Annotated in this window: 19 protein-coding genes; 3 read left to right on the top strand and 16 right to left on the bottom strand. The window is 66.9% G+C overall.

Annotated features, from left to right (window positions below; all coding sequences use genetic code 11):
- Window positions 1-131: 131 nt before the first annotated feature.
- Window positions 132-2999, top strand: coding sequence for a valine--tRNA ligase (locus CFB82_RS07970; protein ID WP_089483855.1), 2868 nt, complete (start codon window positions 132-134; stop codon window positions 2997-2999).
- 87 nt (window positions 3000-3086) lie between these two features.
- Complete coding sequence (gene galU, locus CFB82_RS07965) at window positions 3087-3971, top strand: UTP--glucose-1-phosphate uridylyltransferase GalU (protein WP_069247781.1); 885 nt, start codon at window positions 3087-3089, stop codon at window positions 3969-3971.
- 61 nt (window positions 3972-4032) lie between these two features.
- On the opposite strand, the gene CFB82_RS07960 is transcribed toward galU, so the two are convergent.
- The 7 genes from CFB82_RS07960 to CFB82_RS07930 form a co-directional block, all read right to left on the bottom strand.
- Window positions 4033-4647, bottom strand: coding sequence for a DUF4136 domain-containing protein (locus CFB82_RS07960; RefSeq protein WP_089483854.1), 615 nt, complete (start codon window positions 4645-4647; stop codon window positions 4033-4035).
- A 37-nt stretch (window positions 4648-4684) separates the two neighbouring features.
- Window positions 4685-7072: a CHASE2 domain-containing protein gene (locus CFB82_RS07955; RefSeq protein ID WP_089483853.1), complete on the bottom strand. Its 2388-nt coding sequence runs from the start codon at window positions 7070-7072 to the stop codon at window positions 4685-4687.
- 10 nt (window positions 7073-7082) lie between these two features.
- Window positions 7083-8444: a FecR family protein gene (locus tag CFB82_RS07950; RefSeq protein ID WP_089483852.1), complete on the bottom strand. Its 1362-nt coding sequence runs from the start codon at window positions 8442-8444 to the stop codon at window positions 7083-7085.
- Window positions 8441-9145, bottom strand: coding sequence for a response regulator transcription factor (locus tag CFB82_RS07945; RefSeq protein ID WP_006490421.1), 705 nt, complete (start codon window positions 9143-9145; stop codon window positions 8441-8443). Before CFB82_RS07945 ends, CFB82_RS07950 begins: the two co-directional genes overlap by 4 nt.
- Before the next feature lie 268 nt (window positions 9146-9413).
- Entirely contained in the window at window positions 9414-9836 is a 423-nt protein-coding gene (locus CFB82_RS07940; RefSeq protein ID WP_089483851.1) for a peptidase, read from the bottom strand.
- A gap of 195 nt (window positions 9837-10031) precedes the next feature.
- The gene (locus CFB82_RS07935; RefSeq protein WP_006402122.1) at window positions 10032-10259 is read right to left on the bottom strand and encodes a sulfurtransferase TusA family protein; all 228 of its coding nucleotides are present in this window, start codon (window positions 10257-10259) and stop codon (window positions 10032-10034) included.
- 117 nt (window positions 10260-10376) lie between these two features.
- Window positions 10377-11312 carry a LysR family transcriptional regulator gene (locus CFB82_RS07930; protein WP_089483850.1) on the bottom strand — a complete coding sequence of 312 codons (936 nt, stop codon included), beginning with the start codon at window positions 11310-11312 and terminating at the stop codon, window positions 10377-10379.
- A gap of 114 nt (window positions 11313-11426) precedes the next feature.
- Between CFB82_RS07930 and CFB82_RS07925 the strand changes: the two genes are divergently transcribed.
- Window positions 11427-12947 (top strand): CoA-acylating methylmalonate-semialdehyde dehydrogenase, encoded by a 1521-nt coding sequence (locus tag CFB82_RS07925; protein ID WP_089483849.1) that lies wholly within the window; start codon window positions 11427-11429, stop codon window positions 12945-12947.
- 59 nt (window positions 12948-13006) lie between these two features.
- Here the strand turns inward: CFB82_RS07925 and CFB82_RS07920 are convergent, their stop codons facing one another.
- From CFB82_RS07920 to CFB82_RS07880, 9 genes are all read right to left on the bottom strand, one after another.
- Complete coding sequence (locus tag CFB82_RS07920; RefSeq protein ID WP_089483848.1) at window positions 13007-13891, bottom strand: MurR/RpiR family transcriptional regulator; 885 nt, start codon at window positions 13889-13891, stop codon at window positions 13007-13009.
- A 94-nt stretch (window positions 13892-13985) separates the two neighbouring features.
- Complete coding sequence (locus CFB82_RS07915) at window positions 13986-15038, bottom strand: RNA-guided endonuclease InsQ/TnpB family protein (protein ID WP_089483899.1); 1053 nt, start codon at window positions 15036-15038, stop codon at window positions 13986-13988.
- Window positions 15039-15333: 295 nt separating this feature from the next.
- Window positions 15334-16506 carry a Gfo/Idh/MocA family protein gene (locus CFB82_RS07910; protein WP_089483847.1) on the bottom strand — a complete coding sequence of 391 codons (1173 nt, stop codon included), beginning with the start codon at window positions 16504-16506 and terminating at the stop codon, window positions 15334-15336.
- Window positions 16507-16559: 53 nt separating this feature from the next.
- Window positions 16560-17486 carry a TIM barrel protein gene (locus CFB82_RS07905; protein WP_089483846.1) on the bottom strand — a complete coding sequence of 309 codons (927 nt, stop codon included), beginning with the start codon at window positions 17484-17486 and terminating at the stop codon, window positions 16560-16562.
- A 32-nt stretch (window positions 17487-17518) separates the two neighbouring features.
- Complete coding sequence (locus CFB82_RS07900) at window positions 17519-18532, bottom strand: Gfo/Idh/MocA family protein (protein WP_089483845.1); 1014 nt, start codon at window positions 18530-18532, stop codon at window positions 17519-17521.
- A gap of 59 nt (window positions 18533-18591) precedes the next feature.
- Entirely contained in the window at window positions 18592-19503 is a 912-nt protein-coding gene (locus CFB82_RS07895; RefSeq protein ID WP_089445446.1) for a sugar phosphate isomerase/epimerase family protein, read from the bottom strand.
- A gap of 76 nt (window positions 19504-19579) precedes the next feature.
- The gene (locus tag CFB82_RS07890) at window positions 19580-20605 is read right to left on the bottom strand and encodes an ABC transporter permease (RefSeq protein WP_089483844.1); all 1026 of its coding nucleotides are present in this window, start codon (window positions 20603-20605) and stop codon (window positions 19580-19582) included.
- Window positions 20606-20631: 26 nt separating this feature from the next.
- Window positions 20632-22215, bottom strand: coding sequence for a sugar ABC transporter ATP-binding protein (locus CFB82_RS07885; RefSeq protein ID WP_089483843.1), 1584 nt, complete (start codon window positions 22213-22215; stop codon window positions 20632-20634).
- 68 nt (window positions 22216-22283) lie between these two features.
- Window positions 22284-23210 (bottom strand): sugar ABC transporter substrate-binding protein, encoded by a 927-nt coding sequence (locus CFB82_RS07880; RefSeq protein WP_089473243.1) that lies wholly within the window; start codon window positions 23208-23210, stop codon window positions 22284-22286.
- Window positions 23211-23390: the final 180 nt, after the last annotated feature.

Raw genomic sequence — 23390 nt, 5'->3', positions numbered from 1 at the left:
GCACGTCACAGGCGCGCTGCGACCGCGTCCCGAGCGCCCCGCGCCGGCAAGGCGATGGCTGGTCGATGTGCATCCATTTATAATTGTCAGATTCGGCATCCAATTCACGCATTTTTCGGCAGATTTCCAACATGAGCGACAACACGCTTGCGAAGAGCTTCGAGCCCCACACCATCGAGTCCCAATGGGGGCCGGAGTGGGAAAAGCGCGGCTATGCGGCCCCGGCCTTCGATCCGGCCCGCCCCGATTTCTCGATCCAGTTGCCGCCGCCGAACGTGACGGGCACGCTGCACATGGGCCACGCGTTCAACCAGACGATCATGGACGGCCTCACCCGCTACCACCGGATGCTCGGCGAGAACACGCTGTGGGTGCCCGGCACCGACCACGCGGGGATCGCGACCCAGATCGTCGTCGAGCGCCAGCTCGACGCGCAGGGCGTGTCGCGCCACGACCTCGGCCGCGAGAAGTTCGTCGAACGCGTATGGGAATGGAAGGAAAAATCGGGGTCGACGATCACCGGCCAGGTGCGCCGCCTCGGCGCATCGCCCGACTGGTCGCGCGAGTACTTCACGATGGACGACAAGATGTCGGCCGCCGTGCGCGACGTGTTCGTCACGCTCTTTGAACAGGGCCTGATCTATCGCGGCAAGCGCCTCGTCAACTGGGATCCGGTGCTGCTGACCGCCGTGTCGGATCTCGAAGTCGTGAGCGAAGAGGAAAACGGCCACCTGTGGCACATCCGCTACCCGCTCGTCGATGGCTCGGGTTCGCTGACCGTTGCCACGACGCGCCCGGAAACGATGCTCGGCGACGTCGCGCTGATGGTCCACCCGGAAGACGAGCGCTACGCGCACCTGATCGGCAAGCTCGTCACGCTGCCGCTGACGGGCCGCGAGATCCCGGTGATCGCCGACGACTACGTCGACCGCGAGTTCGGCACGGGCGTCGTGAAGGTCACGCCCGCGCACGACTTCAACGACTACCAGGTCGGCCAGCGCCACAAGCTCGCGCCGATCGAGATCCTGACGCTCGACGCGAAGATCAACGACAACGGCCCCGAGCAGTATCGCGGCCTCGACCGCTTCGACGCGCGCAAGGCGATCGTCGCCGACCTCGACGCGGAAGGCTTCCTCGACTCGGTGAAGCCGCACAAGCTGATGGTGCCGCGCGGCGACCGCACGGGCGTCGTGATCGAGCCGATGCTGACCGACCAGTGGTTCGTCGCGATGACGAAGCCGGCGCCGGAAGGCACGTTCAATCCGGGCAAGTCGATCACGGAAACGTCGCTCGACGTCGTGCGCAGCGGCCAGATCAAGTTCGTCCCGGAAAACTGGACGACCACCTACTATCAGTGGCTCGAGAACATCCAGGACTGGTGCATCTCGCGCCAGCTGTGGTGGGGCCACCAGATTCCCGCGTGGTACGGCGAGAACGGCGAGGTGTTCGTCGCGCGCAACGAGGAAGAAGCGCGCGCGCAGGCTGCCGCGAAGGGTTACACGGGTGCGCTGAAGCGCGACGAAGACGTGCTCGACACGTGGTTCTCGTCGGCGCTCGTGCCGTTCTCGTCGCTCGGCTGGCCGAACGAAACGCCTGAACTGAAGCACTTCCTGCCGTCGTCGGTGCTCGTCACGGGCTTCGACATCATCTTCTTCTGGGTCGCCCGGATGGTGATGATGACCACGCACTTCACGGGCAAGGTGCCGTTCCACACCGTCTACGTGCACGGCCTCGTGCGCGACGCGGAAGGCCAGAAGATGTCGAAGAGCAAGGGCAACACGCTCGACCCGATCGACATCGTCGACGGCATCGACCTCGACACGCTGGTCGCGAAGCGCACGACGGGCCTGATGAACCCGAAGCAGGCTGCGACGATCGAGAAGAAGACGCGCAAGGAATTCCCGGACGGCATCGCCGCGTTCGGCACCGATGCGCTGCGCTTCACGATGGCGTCGATGGCGACGCTCGGCCGCAACGTGAACTTCGACCTCGCGCGCTGCGAAGGCTATCGCAACTTCTGCAACAAGCTGTGGAACGCCACGCGCTTCGTGCTGATGAACTGCGAAGGCCACGACTGCGGCAGCGACAAGCCAGAAGTGTGCGGCGCGGGCGATTGCGGCCCGGGCGGCTACCTCGACTTCTCGGCGGCCGACCGCTGGATCGTGTCGCTGCTGCAGCGTACCGAGGCCGACATCGCGAAGGGCTTCGCCGATTACCGCTTCGACAACATCGCCAGCGGCATCTACAAGTTCGTGTGGGACGAGTACTGCGACTGGTATCTCGAACTCGCGAAGGTGCAGATCCAGAACGGCACGCCGGAGCAGCAGCGCGCAACGCGCCGCACGCTGCTGCGCGTGCTCGAGACGGTGCTGCGCCTCGCGCACCCGATCATCCCGTTCATCACCGAAGCGCTCTGGCAGAAGGTCGCGCCGCTCGCGGGCCGTTATCCGCAAGGCAAGGCCGAAGGCGAAGCGTCGCTGATGACGCAGGCGTACCCGATCGCGAACCTGCAGAAGATCGACGAGGTGTCCGAACAGTGGGCGGCCGACCTGAAGGCGATCGTCGACGCGTGCCGCAACCTGCGCGGCGAGATGAACCTGTCGCCGGCCACCAAGGTGCCGCTGCTCGCAGCCGGCGATGCCGAGCGCCTGCGCTCGTTCGCGCCATACGTTCAGGCCCTCGCGCGCCTGTCGGAAGTGCAGATCCTCGCCGACGAAGCGACGCTCGACAAGGAAGCGCACGGCGCGCCGATCGCGATCGTCGGGCCGAACAAGCTGGTGCTGAAGGTCGAGATCGACGTCGCGGCCGAACGCGAGCGCCTGTCGAAGGAAATCACGCGCCTGACGAACGAGATCACGAAGTGCAATGCGAAGCTCGGCAACGAGGCATTCGTCGCGAAAGCGCCGCCGGCCGTGGTCGAGCAGGAGCAGAAGCGCGTCGCGGAATTCCAGAGCACACTCGAGAAGCTGCGCGCGCAGCTCGATCGGTTGCCTGCGTAACAAAGGGTAAGGTCGTTTGCGTTCACTATAATGGGGACGTGAACATACATCGTCTGACAAGTCGATTACAGGAATAAAGGTTCGATCATGTTGAAAGTTACCAAGGCAGTGTTCCCCGTTGCTGGTCTCGGCACGCGGTTCCTCCCGGCAACGAAAGCGAGCCCCAAGGAAATGCTGCCGGTCGTCGACAAGCCGCTGATCCAGTACGCTGTCGAAGAAGCGATCGCCGCCGGCATCACCGAGATGATCTTCGTCACCGGGCGCAGCAAGCGCGCGATCGAGGACCACTTCGACAAGTCGTACGAGGTCGAGGCCGAACTCGAGGCGCGCGGCAAGGAAAAGCTGCTCGAACTGGTGCGCAGCATCAAGCCGAGCCATGTCGACTGCTTCTACGTGCGCCAGCCGGAAGCGCTCGGCCTCGGTCATGCGGTGCTGTGCGCGGAAAAGCTCGTGGCCGACAACCCGTTCGCGGTGATCCTCGCGGACGACCTGCTCGACGGCAACCCGCCCGTGATGAAGCAGATGGTCGACGTGTTCGACCACTATCACAGCTCGGTGATCGGCGTCGAAGAGATCCCGCCGTCGGAGACGAAGTCGTACGGGATCGTCGACGGCAAGGAGTGGGAAGAGTCGATCGTCAAGATGTCGGCGATCGTCGAGAAGCCGGCGCCGGAAGTCGCGCCGTCGAACCTCGGCGTGGTCGGCCGCTACATCCTGAAGCCGCGGATCTTCGAGCACCTGCGTGCACTGAAGCCCGGCGCGGGCGGCGAGCTGCAGCTCACCGACGCGATCCAGGCGCTGCTCGCCGATGAGCAAGTGCTGGCCTACAAGTACCAGGGCACGCGCTACGACTGCGGCAGCAAGCTCGGCTACCTGAAGGCGACGGTCGAATTCGCGCTGCGCCACGCGGAAGTCGGCGCGGAGTTCGACGCGTACCTGCGCGCGCGCGACGGCGCACACCCGGCCGACTGAACGCGGCAAGGGCACGAGGGCTCGCTCCCGCGAGCCCTGCCCTCACCTCACCGGCCGACGCTCAGCGCGCTTCGGCCGGCTTCACCGAGACGACGCCCGGCATTCCGCCCGCGTCGTCTTTTTTCGTCTTGACGAGCCAGCCGCCGCCGTCGCCGAACGGCACCTTCGCGAGCGCGCTCTTCACGAGCGCCGGCGCGGCCTGCTGCGTGCCGGGATCGCGATCGCGCAGCGCGGCCGATACGCGGTAGACGTCGGCGCCCGATTTCGCGTCGACGAAGCGCAGCGTCAGCACATGGCGATACACGCGGCCCATGAACGGCAGCTCGAACGGCGCCGGCCCGTCGACCGTCACGCATGCGCTGCTTGCGGCCCCGCACCCGTCGGCGCTCGCCACGACCGAGGCCGGCTGCGTCGCATACGCGATCGACAGCCGGTAGCGCGCGGCCGCGAGCGGCTGCGCATCGAAGCCGCGGTGCGCGAGTTCGTCGCGCACGAGCGCCTCGATCTGCCGGTATTCGGCATCATTGGCCTGCGCGGCCGTCCGCACGAAATCGTAGCCGTGCGCGTCGGATGCGAACGCGTTCGGCTGCCCGACCGCACTGACGCCGCTCGTCACGCCGGCGCAACCCGTCAACAGCGACGCCGCCAGCGCGGTCGCTGCCCATTGCTTTCTCATGGCTTTCCCCAAATGCCTGCCGTCGCGCCCGGCCCTGTCAGGCGGACGGCTCGTCGATCGCGGGCAGCGACACCGTCACCGCGGTGCCGACACCCACCTCGCTGTCGACCGACACGCTGCCCCCATGGCGCGTGACGACCGTCTTCACGAATGCCATGCCGAGCCCGGAACCCGAGATTTCGGGCCGCTCGCCGGCATGGAATCGCTTGAAACGCTCGAACAGATGCCGCTGATCTTCCGGCGCAATGCCGTATCCCTGATCGCGAATCGTACAGAACATCCGTTTCGACGCGTGCTCGACCGCCAGCGTACACGTGATCACGGTATCGGACGGACTGTATTTGACCGCATTGTTCAGCAGGTTCACGAACGCGCGCGTGATCAGCGAGCGGTCCGCGCGCACCCAGCACATGTCGGTGCCGACGTCGGCGTCGACGCGAATGTGCTTCGCCTGCGCCTGCGGCCACACCTCGTCGCTCGCATCGATCAGCACGTCGACGAGGCTCGTCACCTCGAGCTGGTACACCTGCGACTCCGCGCGCGCCAGCTGCACGAACTCGTCGGCCAGCGACAGCGCGCGGTGCGCATAGCGCTCGATCCGCGCGAGCAGCCCGCGCATCGCGTCGGTCTCGGCGCGGTCGCGCTCGATCTCGACGAGCGCGAGAATCGACGACTGCGGCGAGCGCATGTCGTGCGACAGCAGGTGCAGCGCTTCCTCGCGCTGCCGCTCGGCCGCGTGCAGTTCGGTCACGTCGACGAGGCCGGCGATCCAGCCCGTCACGCGGCCCTGCGCGTTCGTACACGCCGCGTAGCGTAGCAGATGGTCGAGCCCGTCACGATCGCGCACCTCGATGCCGCGCGCCATCGCGTCGTGCTCGGCCTCGAGCGTCGGGTCGAGCGCGGCCGGCCAGTGTTCGCGGATCGTCACGTCGTGCTCGGTGTTGCCGTCGACGGTCTTCATGAACGTCAGCTCGCCGAGCGCCGTGCGCAGCGGCCGACCTTCCGGTAGCGGCAGCGACAGGCGCGACCCGTAGCGCTTCGCCGCATGGTTCGCGATCAGCACGGTGCCGGCCAGGTCGGTGACGAAGATCGGCTCCGGCATGCTGTCGAGGCTGTCCCACACGAAGCGCTTCATGTCCTGCACGCGCTGCGCGGCCTGCGCCATCAGCGCCATCTGACGCTCGAGCACGTCGCCGCCGACGCTGCGCGTGCGCGGCGCCTCGGGCAGCAGGTGCGGCTCGTCGGCGAGCTTCTGCAGCTCGCGGCGCAGGTACGACATCGTCATTTCCAGGCGCCGCCAGTTCCAGATCGGGTAGACGGCGATCAGCCCGAAGATCGCGGGCGCCGGCGACAGCCAGATGCGCGCCTCGAACAGCAGCGCCAGGCTCGCGACGACGGCAAGCGCGGCCAGGCTCAGCGTCAGCAGCAGCGCGCGCCACGGCGACAGCATCAGGAAGCCGCCCAGCAGCGCGGCGAGCGGCAGCAGCGACGCGACGAACAGCCCGGTGCGCGACGCGGGTGAGATCGCACTGCCGGTCGCCAGCATGTCGAGCACGTTGGCATGGATATACACGCCGGCGAGCGGCCCGAACTCGCCGGACACCGGCGTGGCGAAGCGATCGTACAGCCCGGACGCGGTCACGCCGACGACGACGATCTTGCCGCGCAGCGCGTCGGGCTTCACGCGCCCTTCGAGCACGTCGTCGAACGACAGCGTCGGATACGCTGGCGTGTTGCGGCTGAACGGGATCAGGTAGCGGCCCTCGCCGGTCGCGTCGCGCGACAGGTCGTGCGCATCCGCGCCGGGCACGCCGCCGACCGGCTGCAGCCGGCCGGCCTGGATCGCGCGATACACGGGCACCATCAGCTGCGGCCAGCGCACGCGGCCGTCGCTTTCGTACAGCGCCACGCTGCGGACGATGCCGTCGCGGTCGACTTCGAGGTTGATATGGCCGAGCCCGACCGCACGCGCCGCGAGCGCGGCCACCGGCGGATCGACCGCGCGCGTGCCGTCCCCCTGCTCGGGGCTCAGCAGCACGGGCAGGAAGGTCGGTACGTGGGTCATTGCGTCCGCGAACGCGCGATCTTCCGGCGACGGTTCGGTAAACAGCACGTCGTAGACGACGGCGGCCGGCTGCGCGCGCGCCAGCGTGTCGAGCAGCCGCGCATGCACTTCGCGCGACCACGGCCAGCGGCCGAGCGCGGACACGCTCTGGTTGTCGATGTCGACGACGACCACGTCGGGTGACAGCGGCAGGCTGCGCAGCATCAGCAGCCGGTCGTAGATCAGGCCGTCGACGCTCGCCGACAGCCGGCCGAGCGCGCACGCGAGGATCACCGCGATCCCGAGGCAGCCGATCGCGATCCATTCGATCAGGAAGCGGCGGCCGAGGTGCCGCCGCGGAGAAACGGAATCGGGTTTCATGCGCCGCGGATCAGCGCGACAGCGTGAACGCGCTGACCGGACTGGTCTTCTCGTAGAACTTGCCGCCTTCGAACTCCTCGACGGTCACGGCCCAGAAATAGTCGCCCGGCGGCAGGTGCGCGACGGTGATCTGGCGCGTATGCAGGCCGATCTGGTCGACGACCGGCGCGCTCAGGTCCTTCGAGCGCGACAGCACGAACCGGTAGCGCGCACCCTGGCCCGAACCGTTCGGCGACCAGCGGAACTCGTAGCCGCCCGCGCCAGGCGACGCGCTCGCGTCGAGCCCCATCACGCGGCGTTCGAACGCGTACGTACGCGGCCGGCCCTCGAGACCGTTCGCATCGATCGCGGCGACACGCACGAAGTAGTTCCCGTTCGGCACGTCGCGGAAAACCGCGCGCGGCGAATCGGTGCGCGTTTCTCGGAACAGGTCGAGCAGCCCGGCGTCGTGCGCGAGTTGCACGCGGTACGCATGCGCGTCCGCGAGCGGCGTGACGTCGAAGGCGACGTCGGGCTCGTCCTGCACCTTGTCGGGATGCGCGAGTGCCGGTGCGGGCAGCAGTTCGACGGGCGCGCCGACCGCGCCGGACGATGTCGCGACACTGCCGAAATTCGCATGCACGAGCGTCGGATCGGCCGGCTTCCGGCCGCCCGCGACGCCGACGGTGCCATCGAGCACTTCGACGCGTGTCGACGCATTGCCGGCCGCGTCGTAGTTCACGCGAAAGTGCGTGCCGCGCACGCCGGCCACGACCGACGGCGAACGGATCTGGAAGCGGTCGTCGCGTTTCTTCAGATGGGTGACCTCGCTGTCGACCGAGCCGCGCGTGAGTTCGAACTCACGATCGAGCGTGCCGGTCAGCACCGTGCGGCGCAGCGCCTTCAGGTCGAGCTGGCTGTCGGGCGGCAGGCTCATGTGCGTGCCGTCGGCGAGCTCGAGCGTGACGAAGCCGTTCGGGCCCGTGCGCACGCGATCGCCCTCGGCGAGCGTCGCGTCGTTCGCGAGCGGCGCAAAAGCATCGCCGGACGCGCGTTCGGCCGTGCCCTGCACCGCGACGACACGGGCGGTCAGCTTTTCCTTGCGCAGGCGCGCCACCGGCAGCTTCAGCGCGATGCCGGGCTGCAGGTGCTTCGGCGCGGGCACGCCGTTGATCTGTTGAAGCAGTTGCCAGTCGTCCGCGCCCTGCAGGTAGCGCGCGGCGACGTCGTACAGCGTGTCGCCCGCCTGCGTGCGGTAGACGACCATCTTGCCCGCCGCCGCGGGCGGCTGGGCAGCCGCATGCTGCGCGGCGAACGCAAACGCGACCGCGCCGGCCGCGCGCAGCGCGACCGTGCGCAGGTTCGCCGTGCGCTGCGTGATTCCCGTGGTCACTCCGGTTCTCCCTGGCCGACCCGCTCGAGCCGGTAGCCGTAGCCGTAGATCGGCGCGAGGCGATAACCGTTTTCGGGCCGCAGGCCGAGCTTGGTGCGCAGCATCGAGATGTGCGTATCCATCGTGCGCGACGGGATGTCGGTCGCCTGCTTCCACACGAGATCGAGAATGTGCGCGCGCGACAGCGGCCGGTCGAGGTGCTGGAACAGCAGCAGCGCGAGTTCGAATTCCTTCTGCGTGAGGCTCACGGCCTTGTCGCCGACGTAGGCCTGCTTCAGGTTCACGTCGAAACGGAATTGATCGAATTCGCGAACGGTGGCCTCGGCGTTGACCGGATATGCGCGACGCAGCAGCGAGCCGATGCGCGCGCGCAGGATCGGGCCCGACACGGGCTTGACCACGTAGTCGTCGGCGCCGGCGTTGAGGATCTGCGTAATCCCCGCCTCGTCGTCACGGCTCGTCATGAAGATGATCGGCAGGCTGTGCTCGGTCTGATTGGCACGCACCCACTTCAGCACTTCCTCGCCGGACATGTCGGGCACGTTCCAGTCGAGCACCAGCAGATCGAACGTCTCGCGCTGCAGACGCTTCTTCAGGGCCTTGCCTTCCTTGAACGCATAGCACGTATGGCCAACGGCCGTCAGCGTTTGACTGACGAAATCCGTCTGGGCCGGATCGTCATCCAGTACAGCAATTCTCATAGCACCCCGCAAATCGAAAGCGATTCGTCCAGTTCAGCTTCCCGCCCCCACCCGGCCGCGCAGCACGTGGGCCGCTTCCGGATACCGGCCGGCGAGCCGTCATTCGCCGCTCGCGCCACCTGCGCAAACCGGCGACCCCGGCTAAATATCTCAAAAACGGGGCACGGACGAACCGGCGATTTCATCATAGTAGTACGAAATTCGCCAATAAATTGCGCGGACTACCGTCTTTTCTTCGAATAATCCTTCCCACCGCGCAATCGAGCGCCTAATCGGCGCCCGTGAAGCCCGCCACCGGCTCGGCCACATCGTCGGCCGGCACGCGATGCGGCAGCGGTTCCGGACGCGCCGGCTCGACAAGCATGCGCTGCAGCTGGCCGCGCACGCGTTCCCACGCGGTGGCCGCATAGTCCGGCTGGCTCGCTGCCCACGCCTGCGCCAGATCGAACACGCGCTCGATCGTCGCACCGCAGTAAGTCAGGCCCGAGCCGTCGTCCTGCGCGGCATCGCGCAGCCGTTCGTCGAGCCACTCGGCCAGCCACGGCATCTCGGCCGCGGCGGAATCCGCGTAGGCCTCCAGCGCGGCACGCGCGTGGCGATCCTGTTGCGGGTCGAGCTCGATACGGCTCAGTCCCGATACGCTGCGTTCCGCTCTGGACGGACTTCGAATGGTCCCTGGTCTGAAGGACATGTCCTCTCCCCGTTGTACGACGGTAGCATCAGGCATGGCCCCCGTGCCCGCCGTACGACGTACCGTGGCCGGCGCATCCGCTGGGAGCGGACGACCGGCCGGGTCAGTATACGCAGCCGATCACGAAGCGAGGTTTAAGAATTGTCAGAAAAGGGTAGCCGGCGCCAGGCGCTGCCGGCAGCGTGATGCGGGCCGTCAGCGGCGGCGCATCAGGAACACGAAGGTCTTGTCCTGCGTCGTCGATTCGACGATCTCGTTGCCCGTCTGCTTCGCGAACGCGGCGAAATCGCGCTGCGAGCCCGGATCGGTCGCGAGCACCTTGAGGATTTGCCCGCTTTCCATATCGGCGAGCGCTTTCTTGGCACGCAGGATCGGCAACGGGCAATTGAGCCCGCGCGCGTCCACTTCCTTGTGAATCTGCATCGGCTGTCGACCTTCGAATGACGCGCCGTTCAAGGCGCGGAGAGAAGCCGCGATTTTACCGCAGCGCCGCCGTGCCTGCCCGGGCCGCCCGCGGCCCGGCGCTCGCGGACACCGGGCTCAGGTGCCCGAAAAGCCCCCCGCGAGCCGTTCGCGCAGGTGCCGCACGAGCGCGCGCACCGCGCTCGGCACGACCGGACTGTACGGGCGGATCGCGAAGATGTGGTCGCCGAACGCGCCCGACGGCCGCCAGCCGTCGAGCAGCGCGACCAGCCGGCCGGCGTCGAGATCGCGCTGCGCGCTGAAATCCGGCAGCAACGCAATGCCGAGCCCGCCGAGCGCGGCCTCGCGCATCGCCTCGCTGTTGTTCGCCGCGAAGCTGCCGCGCACCGGCACGCTCACGCGCTCGCGCCGCCGGCCGTGCGGCTCGAAGCTCCATGCGGCCGGCTCGTGGTCGCGCAGGTAGCACAGGCAGCTGTGGTCGACGAGCTCGCCCGGGTGTCGCGGCGCGCCGCGCGCGTCGAGGTATTCGCGGCTCGCGACGAGCAGCGAGCGCGTGTCGCACAGCTTCCATGCGACGTGGGTCTGCGGCGCGGTGGTCGTATGGCGGATCGCAAGGTCGAAACCCTCCTGCGTCAGCGAATGCAGCCGGTCCGACAGGTCGAGCTCGATCTGCACGCCCGGATGCTGCCGCAGGAAATCGGGCAGGTGCGGCACGACCTGCTGGCGCCCGAGCGCGACCGGCACCGTCAGGCGCAGCAGGCCGCGCGGCTCCCCGGCCAGGTCCTTCACGCGCGCGAAGTGCTGCCCGATCGACTCGAACGCGTCGCGCGTGCTGTCGACGAGCGTCTGGCCCGCGTCGGTGAGCCGCACGCTGCGCGTCGTGCGCCGCACGAGCGGCACGCCGGCGGCCTTTTCGAGATCGGCGATGCGCTGGCTCATCGCGGCCTTGCTGATGCCGAGCCGCTGCGCGGCGGCCGTGAAACTGCCGGCCGCGGCCAGCACCGTCAGCGAATGGATATGCGGCCAGAGCGCCTGGACATTTTGCTGATTCATCCGGTGATTATTCAGAATTCTGAACAGTGAATCAAGCTGCGCGGCCTTCTCCCGCCCTGCCCGTTTGCCTAGACTGGGCGCTGTCCACCCTCACCCGATCCCCCAGGAGACACGATGAATCCGGTTCCCGCGTATACCTCCGACGCCGACGTCGGCCACTATGTCGACGGCGCGCCCGTCGCCGGCCGCAGCGGCCGCTTCCAGGACGTCCTCAATCCATCGCTCGGCCGCGCGGTGCGCCGCGTGGCGCTCGCCGACGACAGCGAAGTGCAGCAGGCCGTCGCGTCGGCCCACGCCGCGTTCCCGGCCTGGGCCGCGACGCCGCCGATCCGCCGCGCGCGCGTGCTGCACCGCTTCCTGCAACTGATGAACGAGCACCGCGACGCCCTCGCGGCGATCATCACGGCCGAGCACGGCAAGGTGTTCTCCGATGCGCAGGGCGAAGTCGCGCGCGGCATCGACATCATCGAATTCGCCTGCGGCGTGCCGCAGCTCCTGAAGGGCGACTTCACCGACCAGGTCAGCACCGGCATCGACAACTGGACGATGCGCCAGCCGCTCGGCGTCGTCGCGGGCATCACGCCGTTCAACTTTCCGTGCATGGTGCCGTGCTGGATGTTCCCGGTCGCGATCGCGACGGGCAACACGTTCGTGCTGAAGCCGAGCGAGCGCGACCCGTCGGCGGCTCTGTTCATCGCCGACCTGCTCACGCAGGCAGGCCTCCCGGCCGGCGTGTTCAACGTCGTGCAGGGCGACAAGGGCGCGGTCGACGCGCTGCTCGACCACCCCGACGTGCAGGCCGTCAGCTTCGTCGGCTCGACGCCGATCGCGGCGTACGTGCAGCAGCGTGCCGTACAGTCCGGCAAGCGCGTGCAGGCGCTCGGCGGCGCGAAGAACCATCTCGTCGTGATGCCCGACGCGAACCTCGAGCAGGCGGTCGACGCGCTGATCGGCGCCGCGTACGGCTCGGCCGGCGAACGCTGCATGGCGATCAGCGTCGCGGTGCTGGTGGGCGACATCGCGGACCAGATCGTGCCGCTGGTGGCCGAGCGCGCGCGCAAGCTGGTGATCGGCGACGGCATGTCGCCGGAAGTCGAGATGGGCCCGATCGTCACCGGCGATGCGCTGAAGCGCATCGAAGGCTATATCGAGCAAGGCGTGAACGAAGGCGCGCAACTGGTGGTCGACGGCCGCGGGCTGCGCGTGCCGGGCCGCGAGGCCGGCTTCTTCACCGGCGGCACGCTGTTCGATCACGTGACGCCCGACATGCGCATCTACAAGGAAGAAATCTTCGGGCCCGTGCTCGGCTGCGTGCGCGTGAAGGATTTCGGCGAAGCGGTCGACCTGATCAACGCGCACGAATTCGGCAACGGCGTGTCGTGCTTCACGAGCGACGGCGGCATCGCGCGCGAGTTCGCGCGGCGCATCCAGGTCGGGATGGTCGGCATCAACGTGCCGATTCCGGTGCCGATGGCGTGGCACGGCTTCGGCGGCTGGAAGAAGAGCCTGTTCGGCGACATGCATGCCTACGGCGAGGAAGGCGTGCGCTTCTACACGCGCCAGAAGTCGGTGATGCAGCGCTGGTCGTCGAGCATCGGCAAGGGCGCCGAATTCGCGATGCCGACTGCGAAGTAACCGCCCTACGGCACACCGCCCGCCGATCGGTCGCGCGGGCGGTACGCCGGCAGGCCGCGTCAGCCGGCCTTCGTCCCGTGCGCGCCGTCGGCGGTCGGCAGGTACGACAGTTCGAGCCGGTACGCGAGCGCGACGAACAGGCTCTGCGCAAGACCCATGGTGGCCGTCAACGCGCGGAAGCCGAACGTCGCGCTGTCCTGCACCATCAGCGTCACCTCGGCCTCCCGCGCCAGCGGGCTCATCCGGCTGTCGGTGATCGCGATCAGCCGCGCACCGCGCTGCACGGCCTGCTGCGCGACCTGCACGGTTTCCTCCGCGTACGGCATGAACGAGATGACGATCATCACGTCGCCCTCGCGCACCGAGCGGATCTGCCCGAGATGCATGCTGCCGAGCGCGCTGAACAACCCGATGCGCTTGTCGGTGTGCTGCAGCGCATAGTCGAGATACACGGCGATCGGAAACGCGCGCCGCGAGCCCGCGATCCAGATCGCCTGCGTATCGGCGAGCAGGTCGACGGCCCGCGCGAGCGCCTGCGAATCGAGCGTCTGCCGCAGCTGCTGCATCCCGGCAATGCTGCCCTTGATGAATTCGTCGGCGATCTGCTCGGGCTGCAGGCTCGACGAGCCCGATTCGATCACGTCGCGCAGCCGCAGGTTGTACGCGCGCCCCGGCGCGATCTGCTGCGCGAGCCCTTCGCGGAACAGCTTCTGCATCTCGGAGAAGCCGGAAAAGCCGAAGTGCTTCGCGAAGCGCACGACGGCCGACGGCTGGACGCCGCACGCCTCCGCGAGCGACTGGATGCCTTCCAGGCCAAGCTGGTCCCGATGCGTTTCCACGTGGCGCGCAATCACCTTCAGGCGATTGCTGAGGCCGTCGTACTCCTGCGTCAGGTGCTGCAGGAACTGCTCGACGGTGGCGGGAGGTTTCTCGGATGAACTCATCGGATAGCGCGAAGTTGACGGCCCCGATGCGCGCGCGGTACTGGCGGGCGCGGCCCGGGACTCGACTGGATACATGCTTGACGTCCTCCACCGCCTAAAGGCGGCGAATTCCCACAACTGGCGATGCACGTCCGCATCGGAGAATGTTTAATGCAGCGTTGATATCGCGATCATGCACGACACCACAGTCACTGCAAGCCCATTCTCTTATTCGCAGCCCCGCGATACCTTTCGGCCGCGTCGTGCTGTCTTTCGAACCACACGCCGAACAGGACTGGGTAGAGTTGAATTCGTTCACTTCCTCGAACGTAGCCCCGTGCGCGATCGCTTTGTAACGAAGCTTATTTCGAAAGGACGACCAGGATGCGTCGTAGACGCTCTTCGCCATCTTGGTTCTGGCGAGTTTTCCGGCCGACACGTTGCCGACCGCGATGTAGTCGAAGCGTCGCACGAGATCGAGCGCGAGCTTGTGCTGGAAATCAGCACGTGCATTCGCCACCTTGGCGTGCAGTTTCGCGACATGCCGCTTGTGTTTTCTTGCTCGCTGAGCTTTCGCCAGCTTTTCAGCCGCGCGCCGACCGAACCGGTCATTGGGCAATTTCTCCCCGGTCGAAAGTGTGGCGAAGTCTTTCAGGCCGAGATCGACGCCGACACCGGAACGAATCGGGCGAACCGGAATATCTGGCATCTCGATCACGATGTTGAGAAACCAGTTGCCACGCGCATCCTGCGCAAAGTTGGTTCCGTCCTTGATCTTGCCTTCAGGAAGCGGTCGGCTATTGAACACGCGGAAAGTATTGCCTGCGAATCGAAACGCATCGCCCTCGCGTTTCAGATCACGGCCCTTCAGCGGCACCCAGCCGAGCGACTTCCTGCCGCGATAGCGCAAGCAGGGGCGTCGCTGCTGATTGCGAGACTTTGCGTATTGCTCGCACGTCGCGTTGACGGTACCGGAGTGGATGCAGAGGTCCTTACTGCTGCCGGTCGTCAGCACATTCAGATCAAAACCCGTCGGCCACTTCTTGCTCCATTTGACCGCGTGCCTTTGCGTGTCATTGCAGAAGTTCCAGACGTAGTTAACCGCACGGCTTTGCTTGTTCAGCAATCCGTTGAGCGACTTCACGCGGTAGCGGTATACAAGAATCATGCCGATCATTCTAGCGTCGGAATAACATCTGTCGACAGCGCACCTTCCTCTTCACCACAAATGAGATTGCTCTGAGCAACTGACGAAGGGCGAATTTAATCACGTTTGCGGCGCGGCCCGCGCCGCGTGCTCGCTCCCACGCGCTCGATCATCACTTGCCTACGCTCCACGGCAACACTGGAAGCGATTGTCCAACGCTCTCGCGGCGTCGTAAAGATCAGGGTGTCTACCCACGCCGGCCGTCGGTGCGAAGCCTTGTACGACAGGCGCGCCGCGGCCGGCCCATGCCGCCGGTTCAGCGATAGTCGACCCACACGCCGCCCGCATCGGCGGAGCGCACGCAGTTCTCGACCCAGCGTACGCCTTCCACGCCCGCATGGACGTCCGGATAGCGAATGTTCTTCAATGCCGCAACGTCGCCGCGGTCGGCCGCATCCATCGCGAGCGCGAAGCGCGCATACAGATTCGACCAGGCCTCGAACAGCCCTTCCGGATGCCCGGCGCCGATGCGATCCTCGCGCAATGCATGTGGATGCAGATAACCCATCCCGCGATCGAGCAGTTGCGCCGGCTGCCCCTGCACTTCGTAGCGCAGCTGGTTCGGATGCTCGTCCCACCATTCGACGCTCGCCTTCGAGCCGATCACGCGCACCTTCTGGCCGTGCATCGAGCCCGCGTTCACCGCGCTCGACCACACGTAGCCGACCGCACCCGTGTCGTACTCCATGATCGTGAACGCGTTGTCTTCCAGCGGCGCACGGCTCTTCACGAAGCTCTGACGCGAGCACATCAGCCGCCGGATCTTCAGCTCGGGCGCCATCACCTCGGAGATGTACAGCGGATGCGTGCCGATGTCGCCGAGCACGTAGCTCGGGCCCGCGAACTTCGGGTCGACGCGCCAGCGCGCGGCCGCACTCGCGGCCTCGACACCCTCGCTGTGGAACCCGTGCGCGAACTGCATCTGCACGATGCGGATCTCGCCGAGATCGCCGCGCGCGATCATCTCGCGCGCCTGCTCGATCATCTGGTGTCCGGAATAACCATACGCGACGCCGACGATCCGGTTCTTCTCGACCGACAGCCGCTCCAGCGCCTCGGCCTCCTCGGTCGTGAAGCACAGCGGCTTCTCGCAGACCACGTGCAGCCCCGCGTTCAGCGCGGCGCGGCAGATCTCGAAGTGCGTGTTGTTCGGCGTCGCGATCGACACCGCGCGGATGCCGTCCGGGCGGCGCGCCTCGGCGTCGAACATCGTCGCGTAGTCGGGATAGCAGCGCTCGGCCGCGACGCCGAGCTTCACGCCGAACTGGCGGCCGCGTTCGGGATCGATGTCGAACGCGCCGGCGACCAGCTGGAAGCTGCCGTCGCGCAGCGCGGCCGACCGGTGGCTGTAGCCGATCTGGCTGCCGAGCCCGCCGCCGACCATGCCCCAGCGAATCGAATGTCCAAGCAGAATCTGTCCGTCAATCATGATGGTGGTGTTCCTGGTCCGTGTTCAGTTCAGGGTGTGCGTGATGCGGTGGATCACGCGAAGCCGGCCGACGCGAGAAACGCGCGGCTCGCGGCGACGTCGCGCAGGCTCGTGCCCGCATTGCGCGGGTCGCGCTCCTGCTCGATCGTGATATAGCCCGCGTAGCCGATGTCGTCGAGCGCGCGCCGGATCGACCGGTAGTCGAGCACGCCGGTGCCGATCGGGCACATCACGCCGCGCGCGCAGGCGGCGAAGAACGCGATGTGCTCGCCCATCACCGTGTCGTACACGGCTGCGTCGATGTCCTTGAAATGCACGTAGTCGACGCGCGTCGCATGGCGGCGCAGCCAGGCCTCCGGGTCCATGCCCGAGTAGTACAGGTGGCCCGTGTCGAGACAGAGGCCGGCCGTGGCCGCCGGAATGTCGGCGACGATCCGGTCGATCTCGTCCGCGAACTCGATGTAGCCGCCCGCATGCGGATGAATCACCGTGCGCACGCCGAATTCGTCGCGTGCGATCGTCGCGATCTGCCGGATGTGCCCGACCATCGCCGCCCAGCTTTCGTCCGACAGCCGCGGCGCGCGCTCGCCATGGCCGGCCGCGTAGTCACGCTCCTCGTGGCCCCAGTCCATCACGACGAGGTACGGCGCCGCGTAGCGCTGGCCGTCCTGCGTCGGCAGCTTCGGCAGCCGCGTGATCAGCGCGCAGATCTCGCGCGTCTGGCGCAACAGGTTCGGCAGGTTCTCCGGCGACACCAGATCGTCGAAGATCGTGCCGGCGGTGATGCTCAGGCGCTGCCGCTCGAGCTCCGCGCCCACCACGTCGAGTTCGAGCGGGATGTAGCCGTACGGCCCGAGCTCGATGCCCGAGTAGCCGGCCTCGGCGGCTTCGGCAAGCACCTGCCGCCACGGCGGCAGGTGCGGGTTCTTCACGTCGTCGACACCCCAGCAGCACGGTGCGCAACCTATCTTCATCGTCATGTCGGTCAGTCCGGCAAATAGGCGGCTGCGGGTCAGCCGCGATAGAACGCAGGGCGTTCAGCCATCGCGATCGGTTCGACCGCCCCGCTCTTCTGCGCACGCACGCAGGCGTCGGCCGCAACCGCCGCCGCGTAGCCGTCCCAGGCCGACGGCCCGGTGAGCGCCTGCGCGCGCACGCCGTCGATGAACGCCTGCAGCTCGACGTCGTACGACGCGATGAAGCGTTCCTTCCAGTCGGTCATGATCTCGACCGACTGCCGCGCCGCATGCTTGAGCCCGACGGCCGGCGGATCGGGCAGCTTCGCGATGCCCTGCTCGCCGACCACCTCGCACTGGATGTCATAGCCGTACTGGCAGTTCACGAAGATCTCGACGTCGATGCGCACGCCGCTCGCGGTTTCCAGCAGCACGATCTGCGGATCGGCGAGATGGGTGGACGCATGGCGCGTCTTCTTCGGATAGACGACCTGCGTGCTCACATAGTCCTCGCCGAGCAGCCAGCGCAGCACGTCGAGCTCGTGGATCAGCGTATCGGTGATCGCCATGTCAGTCGTGTAGCGCTCGCCGACCGACTGGTTGCGGTGCGCGCAATGCAGCATCAGCGGCGCGCCGATCTCGCCGCTGTCGATCACGCGCTTCAGCGCGCGATAGCCTTCGTCGTACGGCCGCATGAAGCCGACCTGCACGAGCCGCTTGCCGTACGCGACTTCGGCTTCGACGATCCGCATGCAGCCTTCGGCCGTGACGGCGAGCGGCTTCTCGCAGAACACGGGCTTGCCGTGCGCGATCGCGTCGAGCACGAACGCTTCGTGCGTCGGCCCCCATGACGTGACGAGCACGGCCTGCACGTCGGCGGCCGCGATCACCTCGTGACCGTCGCCGTAGATTTCGGCGTCTAGCCCATACTTCGTCACCGCGTCGCGCGCCTGCTGCGGATCGATGTCGTTGACGGCCACGACGCGCGCGCCGGACAGCGTGCGGGTCAGTCTGCGAATATGGTCCTGGCCGATCGCACCGCAGCCGATCACGCCGATTTGCAAGGTCATCTAGGAGTCTCCAGTCGTTCATTGGCGGTGCGGCACGCGCCGCACCGGTCAGTCATCCGTCAGCGCGCCGTGCGATCGAAATGACGATCGACGTAGCGCTGGATCGTGTCGCGCATGTAGCGCGACGACGCTTCCGCGCGGTCCTCCCACGCGAACACACACGACGACATCACGCCGTCGAAGCCGGCCGCGCCGAGCGCGCGAAAGAACACGTCCCAGTCGATCTCGCCCTGCCCGATGTCGAGATGCTGGTGCACGCGAATCTGGTTCGAACCCGGCGGGTTCACGATGTAGCGCAGCTGGCTGCTCTTGCGGTGGTCGAAGGTATCGGCCACGCGCACGTGTGCGAGGATCGGCGCCGCCTGCGCGATCATCGCGGCCATGTCGTCGCCGTAGTAGAACGTGTGCGGTGCGATATACGACAGCTTCAGCGACGGCGAGCCGATGTTCGTGACGATGTCGATCGCCGGCTGCAGCTGCTCGATCCAGTCCTCCGGATGCGGCTCGACCGACAGCACGATGCGTTCGCGCTCGAGGATCGGCAACAGCTCGTCCATCGACCGGAACCACGCGGCTTCGCACAGCTCTCTCGGGTTCGCGCCCGGCCGTTCGCCGACCGAGCGCTCGGGCGACGCGCCGCGCCCGAACTCCGACACCATCAGCGCGCACTCCATCTCCACCGCCACCTCGATCGCCTTCTTCCAGCAGCGCACCGCCCATTGCCGCTCGTCCTCGAACGGGCTCGCCCAGCGGTACATCGGCTGCAGCGACGCGAGGCCGACGCCGCTCGCGCGCATCGCCTGCCGGAATGCGGCCATCCGTTCGCGCGTGGCGCGCGGCATCACCCACCAGTCGAGGAAGTCGCTGCGCGGCGACAGCTCGATCTGGTCGTAACCGAGTTCGGCCACCGCGTGCGGCAGGCGGTCGAGCGGCAGGTGGCGAATCATGTAGGGGTCCAGCGCGATCTTCATCGAATGTCCTCGACAGTGACAGGTGCCGGACGCAGGCGGCGGCACGTGCCGCCCTCGCCCGGCGATGCATGACAGGTCAGCGGCGCTTCTTCTTGTTGCGGTACTGGTCGGCGATCACGGCCGCGACGATGATCGCGCCCTTGACCATCTCCTGGTAATACGCGTCGATGCGGATGAACGTGAAGCCCGACGTCATCACGCCGAGGATCAGCACGCCGATCACGGTGCCCGTCACGCGGCCGAGGCCGCCCGACAGCGACGTGCCGCCGATCACGACCGCCGCGATCGCATCGAGTTCGTACATCACGCCCATGCCCGACTGGCCGGAGATCGCGCGCGCGGCCGTCACGGTGCCGGCGATCCCGCTCAGCAGGCCCGCGATCGCGTAGACGAAGATCAGGTGGCGCGTGACGTTGATGCCCGACACGACGGCCGCATGCCGGTTCGCGCCGATTGCATAGGTGTACTTGCCGAAGCGCGTGTAGCGCAGCACGACGTGGAAGATCGCGGCGATCACGAGGAAGACAATCACCGGATTGGCGCCGGCGCCGATGGCCGCGAACTGATCGGTCAGCATCGACACCGGCATCCCGTTGGTGAACCACTTCGCGAAGCCGCGCGCGGCGACCATCGTGCCGAGCGTCGCGATGAACGGCGGGATGCCCGTCATCGCGATCAGCGAGCCGTTCAGCAGGCCGACCAGCAGCCCGACGCACACGCCGGCGAGCACGGGCCAGATGATCGGCAGGTCGGTCAGGTGCGGAAACACCGCGCGGGGAAAGTCGGACACCTGCGCGAGACTGGCCGAGACGACCGCCGCGGCGGCCACGACCGAGCCCGACGAAAGGTCGATCCCGCTGGTGATGATCACGAGGTTCACGCCGACCGCGATGATGCCGATCACGGCCATCTGCAGCACGATGATCTCGAGCCGCTCGGTGTTGAACAGGAAGCTCTGGCCGACGACGATCCAGCCGACGATCTCGAAGAACAGGCTGATGCCGACGAGCACGAGGAAGATGCTCAGCTCGGGCGGCCACTTCGCGTGCCGCGTCTTGAGGGTCATGGTCTGCGCATCCGCGACCGGGTTCAGGTTGCCCATTGCTTTGTCTCCAATCTTGGTTCGGCTCAGCGCGACGCGAGATCCATGATGCGGACCTGGTCGGCGTCCTTGCGATCGACGATGCCGGTCATGCGCCCTTCGTGCATCACCATCACGCGATCGCTCATTCCCAGCACTTCCGGCATCTCCGACGAGATCATCAGCACCGCGACGCCCTTGCCGGCGAGCGCGCTGACGAGCCGGTGGATCTCGGCCTTCGCGCCGACGTCGATGCCGCGCGTCGGTTCGTCGAGGATCAGGATGCGCGGCTGCGTGAGCAGCCACCGGCCGATCAGCACCTTCTGCTGGTTGCCGCCCGACAGGTTCTGGATTTCCTCGTGCAGCCCGGGCGACTTCACGCGCAGCATCCGGCTCATTTCCTCGCAGTCGCGCTTCAACTGTGCCTGCCGCACGAAGTTGAACTTCACGTAGCGGTGGCTGAGCACCGCGGCTTCCATGTTCGCGAGCAGGTCGAGATTCAGGAAGCAGCCGGTGTCCTTGCGGTCTTCGGTGAGGAAGGCCATCCCGTGCTTCATCGCCTGCGCGGGCGTCGTGATGCGCACCGGCTTGCCGTCGATGCGGATCTCGCCCGACGTGGCCGGCACGACGCCGAACAGCGCCTCCGCGACGTTCGAGCGCCCCGAGCCGACGAGGCCGGCTACGCCGAGGATCTCGCCCGCGCGCAGCTCGAAGCTCACGTCGCGGAACACGCCGTCGACGCCGAGGTTCTGCACCGACAGCACGACCTCGCCGATCGGCACCTCTTCCTTCGGGAACATCTGCGTGATCTCGCGCCCGACCATCATGCGGATGATGTCGTCGCGCGTGACGTCGCTCGATGCATGCGTGCCGATGTACTTGCCGTCGCGGAACACCGAGAACTCGTCGGCGATCTCGAACAGCTCGTTCATCTTGTGCGTGATGTAGACGATGCCCTTGCCCTGCTCGCGCAGCTGGCGAATGATCCGGAACAGGTGCGTGACTTCCTTGTCGGTCAGCGCGGAAGTCGGCTCGTCCATGATCAGCACGTCGGAGTCGAACGACACCGCCTTCGCGATCTCGACCATCTGGCGGCTCGCGACCGTCAGCGTGCGCACGTCGGTTTCCGGATCGATGTCGATCGACAGCCGCTCGAACAGCGCGGCCGTCTGGCGGCGCAGCGCGGCGTGATCGATCAGGCCGAAACGGTTCTTCGGTTCGCGGCGGATCCAGATGTTCTCCGCGACCGTCATGTACGGCATCAGGTTGAGTTCCTGGTGGATCATCGCGATGCCGCGGTCGAGCGCGTCGAGCGGGCCGTTCAGCACGACGGGCTCGCCGTTGATCAGGATCTCGCCCTGGTCGGGCGTGTAGACGCCCGCGATGATCTTCATCAGCGTGGACTTGCCCGCGCCGTTCTCGCCCATCAGTGCATGGACGGTGCCGCGGCGCACGCGGAACTGCACGCCGTCGAGCGCGACGACGCCCGGAAAGGACTTGCCGACGCCGCGCACCTCGAGCACGCAGTCGGCCGCGGAAGAAGCCGGCGGGGCCGACACGCCGGTCGAGCCGGACGAAGCGGCCCGCGCAGCGTCGCCGGCCATCGGGCGCGCGACTCTGGCTGTAAACATGGACGTTCCTCGACAAGTCGTGCGCGAACCCGGTCGTGCCGGGCCCGCGCCATTCAACGGATCACCGGTCAGTGCTTCGCGTACTGGTTCATGTTCTCGGGCGTCACGAGCTCGAACGGCACGTTCACGTAGCGGTCGACGGGCTGCTTCTTCGCGAGCTTGAGCGCGGCCGCGACGGCCTGCTGCCCCTGCCCGGATGCGTTCTGGTACACCGACACCTTCAGCTCGCCGCTCTTCATCGACGCCAGGCCGTCCGGCGTCGCGTCGATGCCGGCGACGATCGTCTTCGGCGTCCACTTGCGCGCGGCCTTCAGCGCGTTGATCGCGCCGATCGCCATCTCGTCGTTGTTGGAGATGATCGCGTCGTACTTCGTGCCGGAGCTCAGCCAGTTCATCGTGATGTCCTGGCCCTGCGTGCGGCTCCACTTGCCTTCGCGCTTGTCGACGATCTTCATGCCCGAGCAATCCTTCGTCGCGATCACGTCCTCGATGTCCTTGGTGCGGGCGCGCGCCGATTCGTTGGACAGCTCGCCCATCAGCACGAGGAGGTCGCCCTTGCCGCCGAGCAGCTTGCACACCTGGCGCGCCTGCAGCGTGCCCGACTGCTTTTCATCGGATGCGACCACCGCGACGCCGGCCGGCAGCTTGTCGAAATCGACCGGCTTGCGGTTCACGTACACGAGCGGGATTTTCGCCGCCGTCACCATCTTGGTGATCTTCGGCGTCGCGTCGGTATCGACCGCGTTCACGATGATCGCGTCGACCTTCTGCGCGATCATGTTCTGGACCTGGCTCAACTGCTTGCCGACGTCGTTGCCGCCGTCCTCGATCTGCACCGTCGCGCCGTCCTTCTTCGCCGAATCGGCGATGCTGTTGCGCAGGATGGTCAGGAACGTGTCGTCGAACGACGCCATCGTCACGCCGATCTTCTCGGCATGCGCGAGCGGCGCTGCCAGAATCGCGGCGGCCGCGACGGCCATCAGCTTGGTCTTCATGATCAATCTGTCTCCTCATCTCCGGGGGCGGAAGACGGCGCGTTGCGCGCCGCCGGGCCGAGTCCGATCGGGGCCCCATCGGGTCCGATCTGGACTGAAGCATCCGGATGAAACTGTAGATCACTTCCTCGAAAATTTGGAAATTTATTTCTACGTGATTTCACCTAGGGAACTGGATTT

Origin of the sequence: Burkholderia sp. HI2714, from assembly GCF_002223085.1 — a bacterium.
Classification (GTDB): Bacteria; Pseudomonadota; Gammaproteobacteria; order Burkholderiales; family Burkholderiaceae; genus Burkholderia; species Burkholderia lata_D.
The sequence above is the reverse complement of the archived record's forward strand: the minus strand, read 5'-3'. Positions and strand labels throughout refer to the sequence as shown.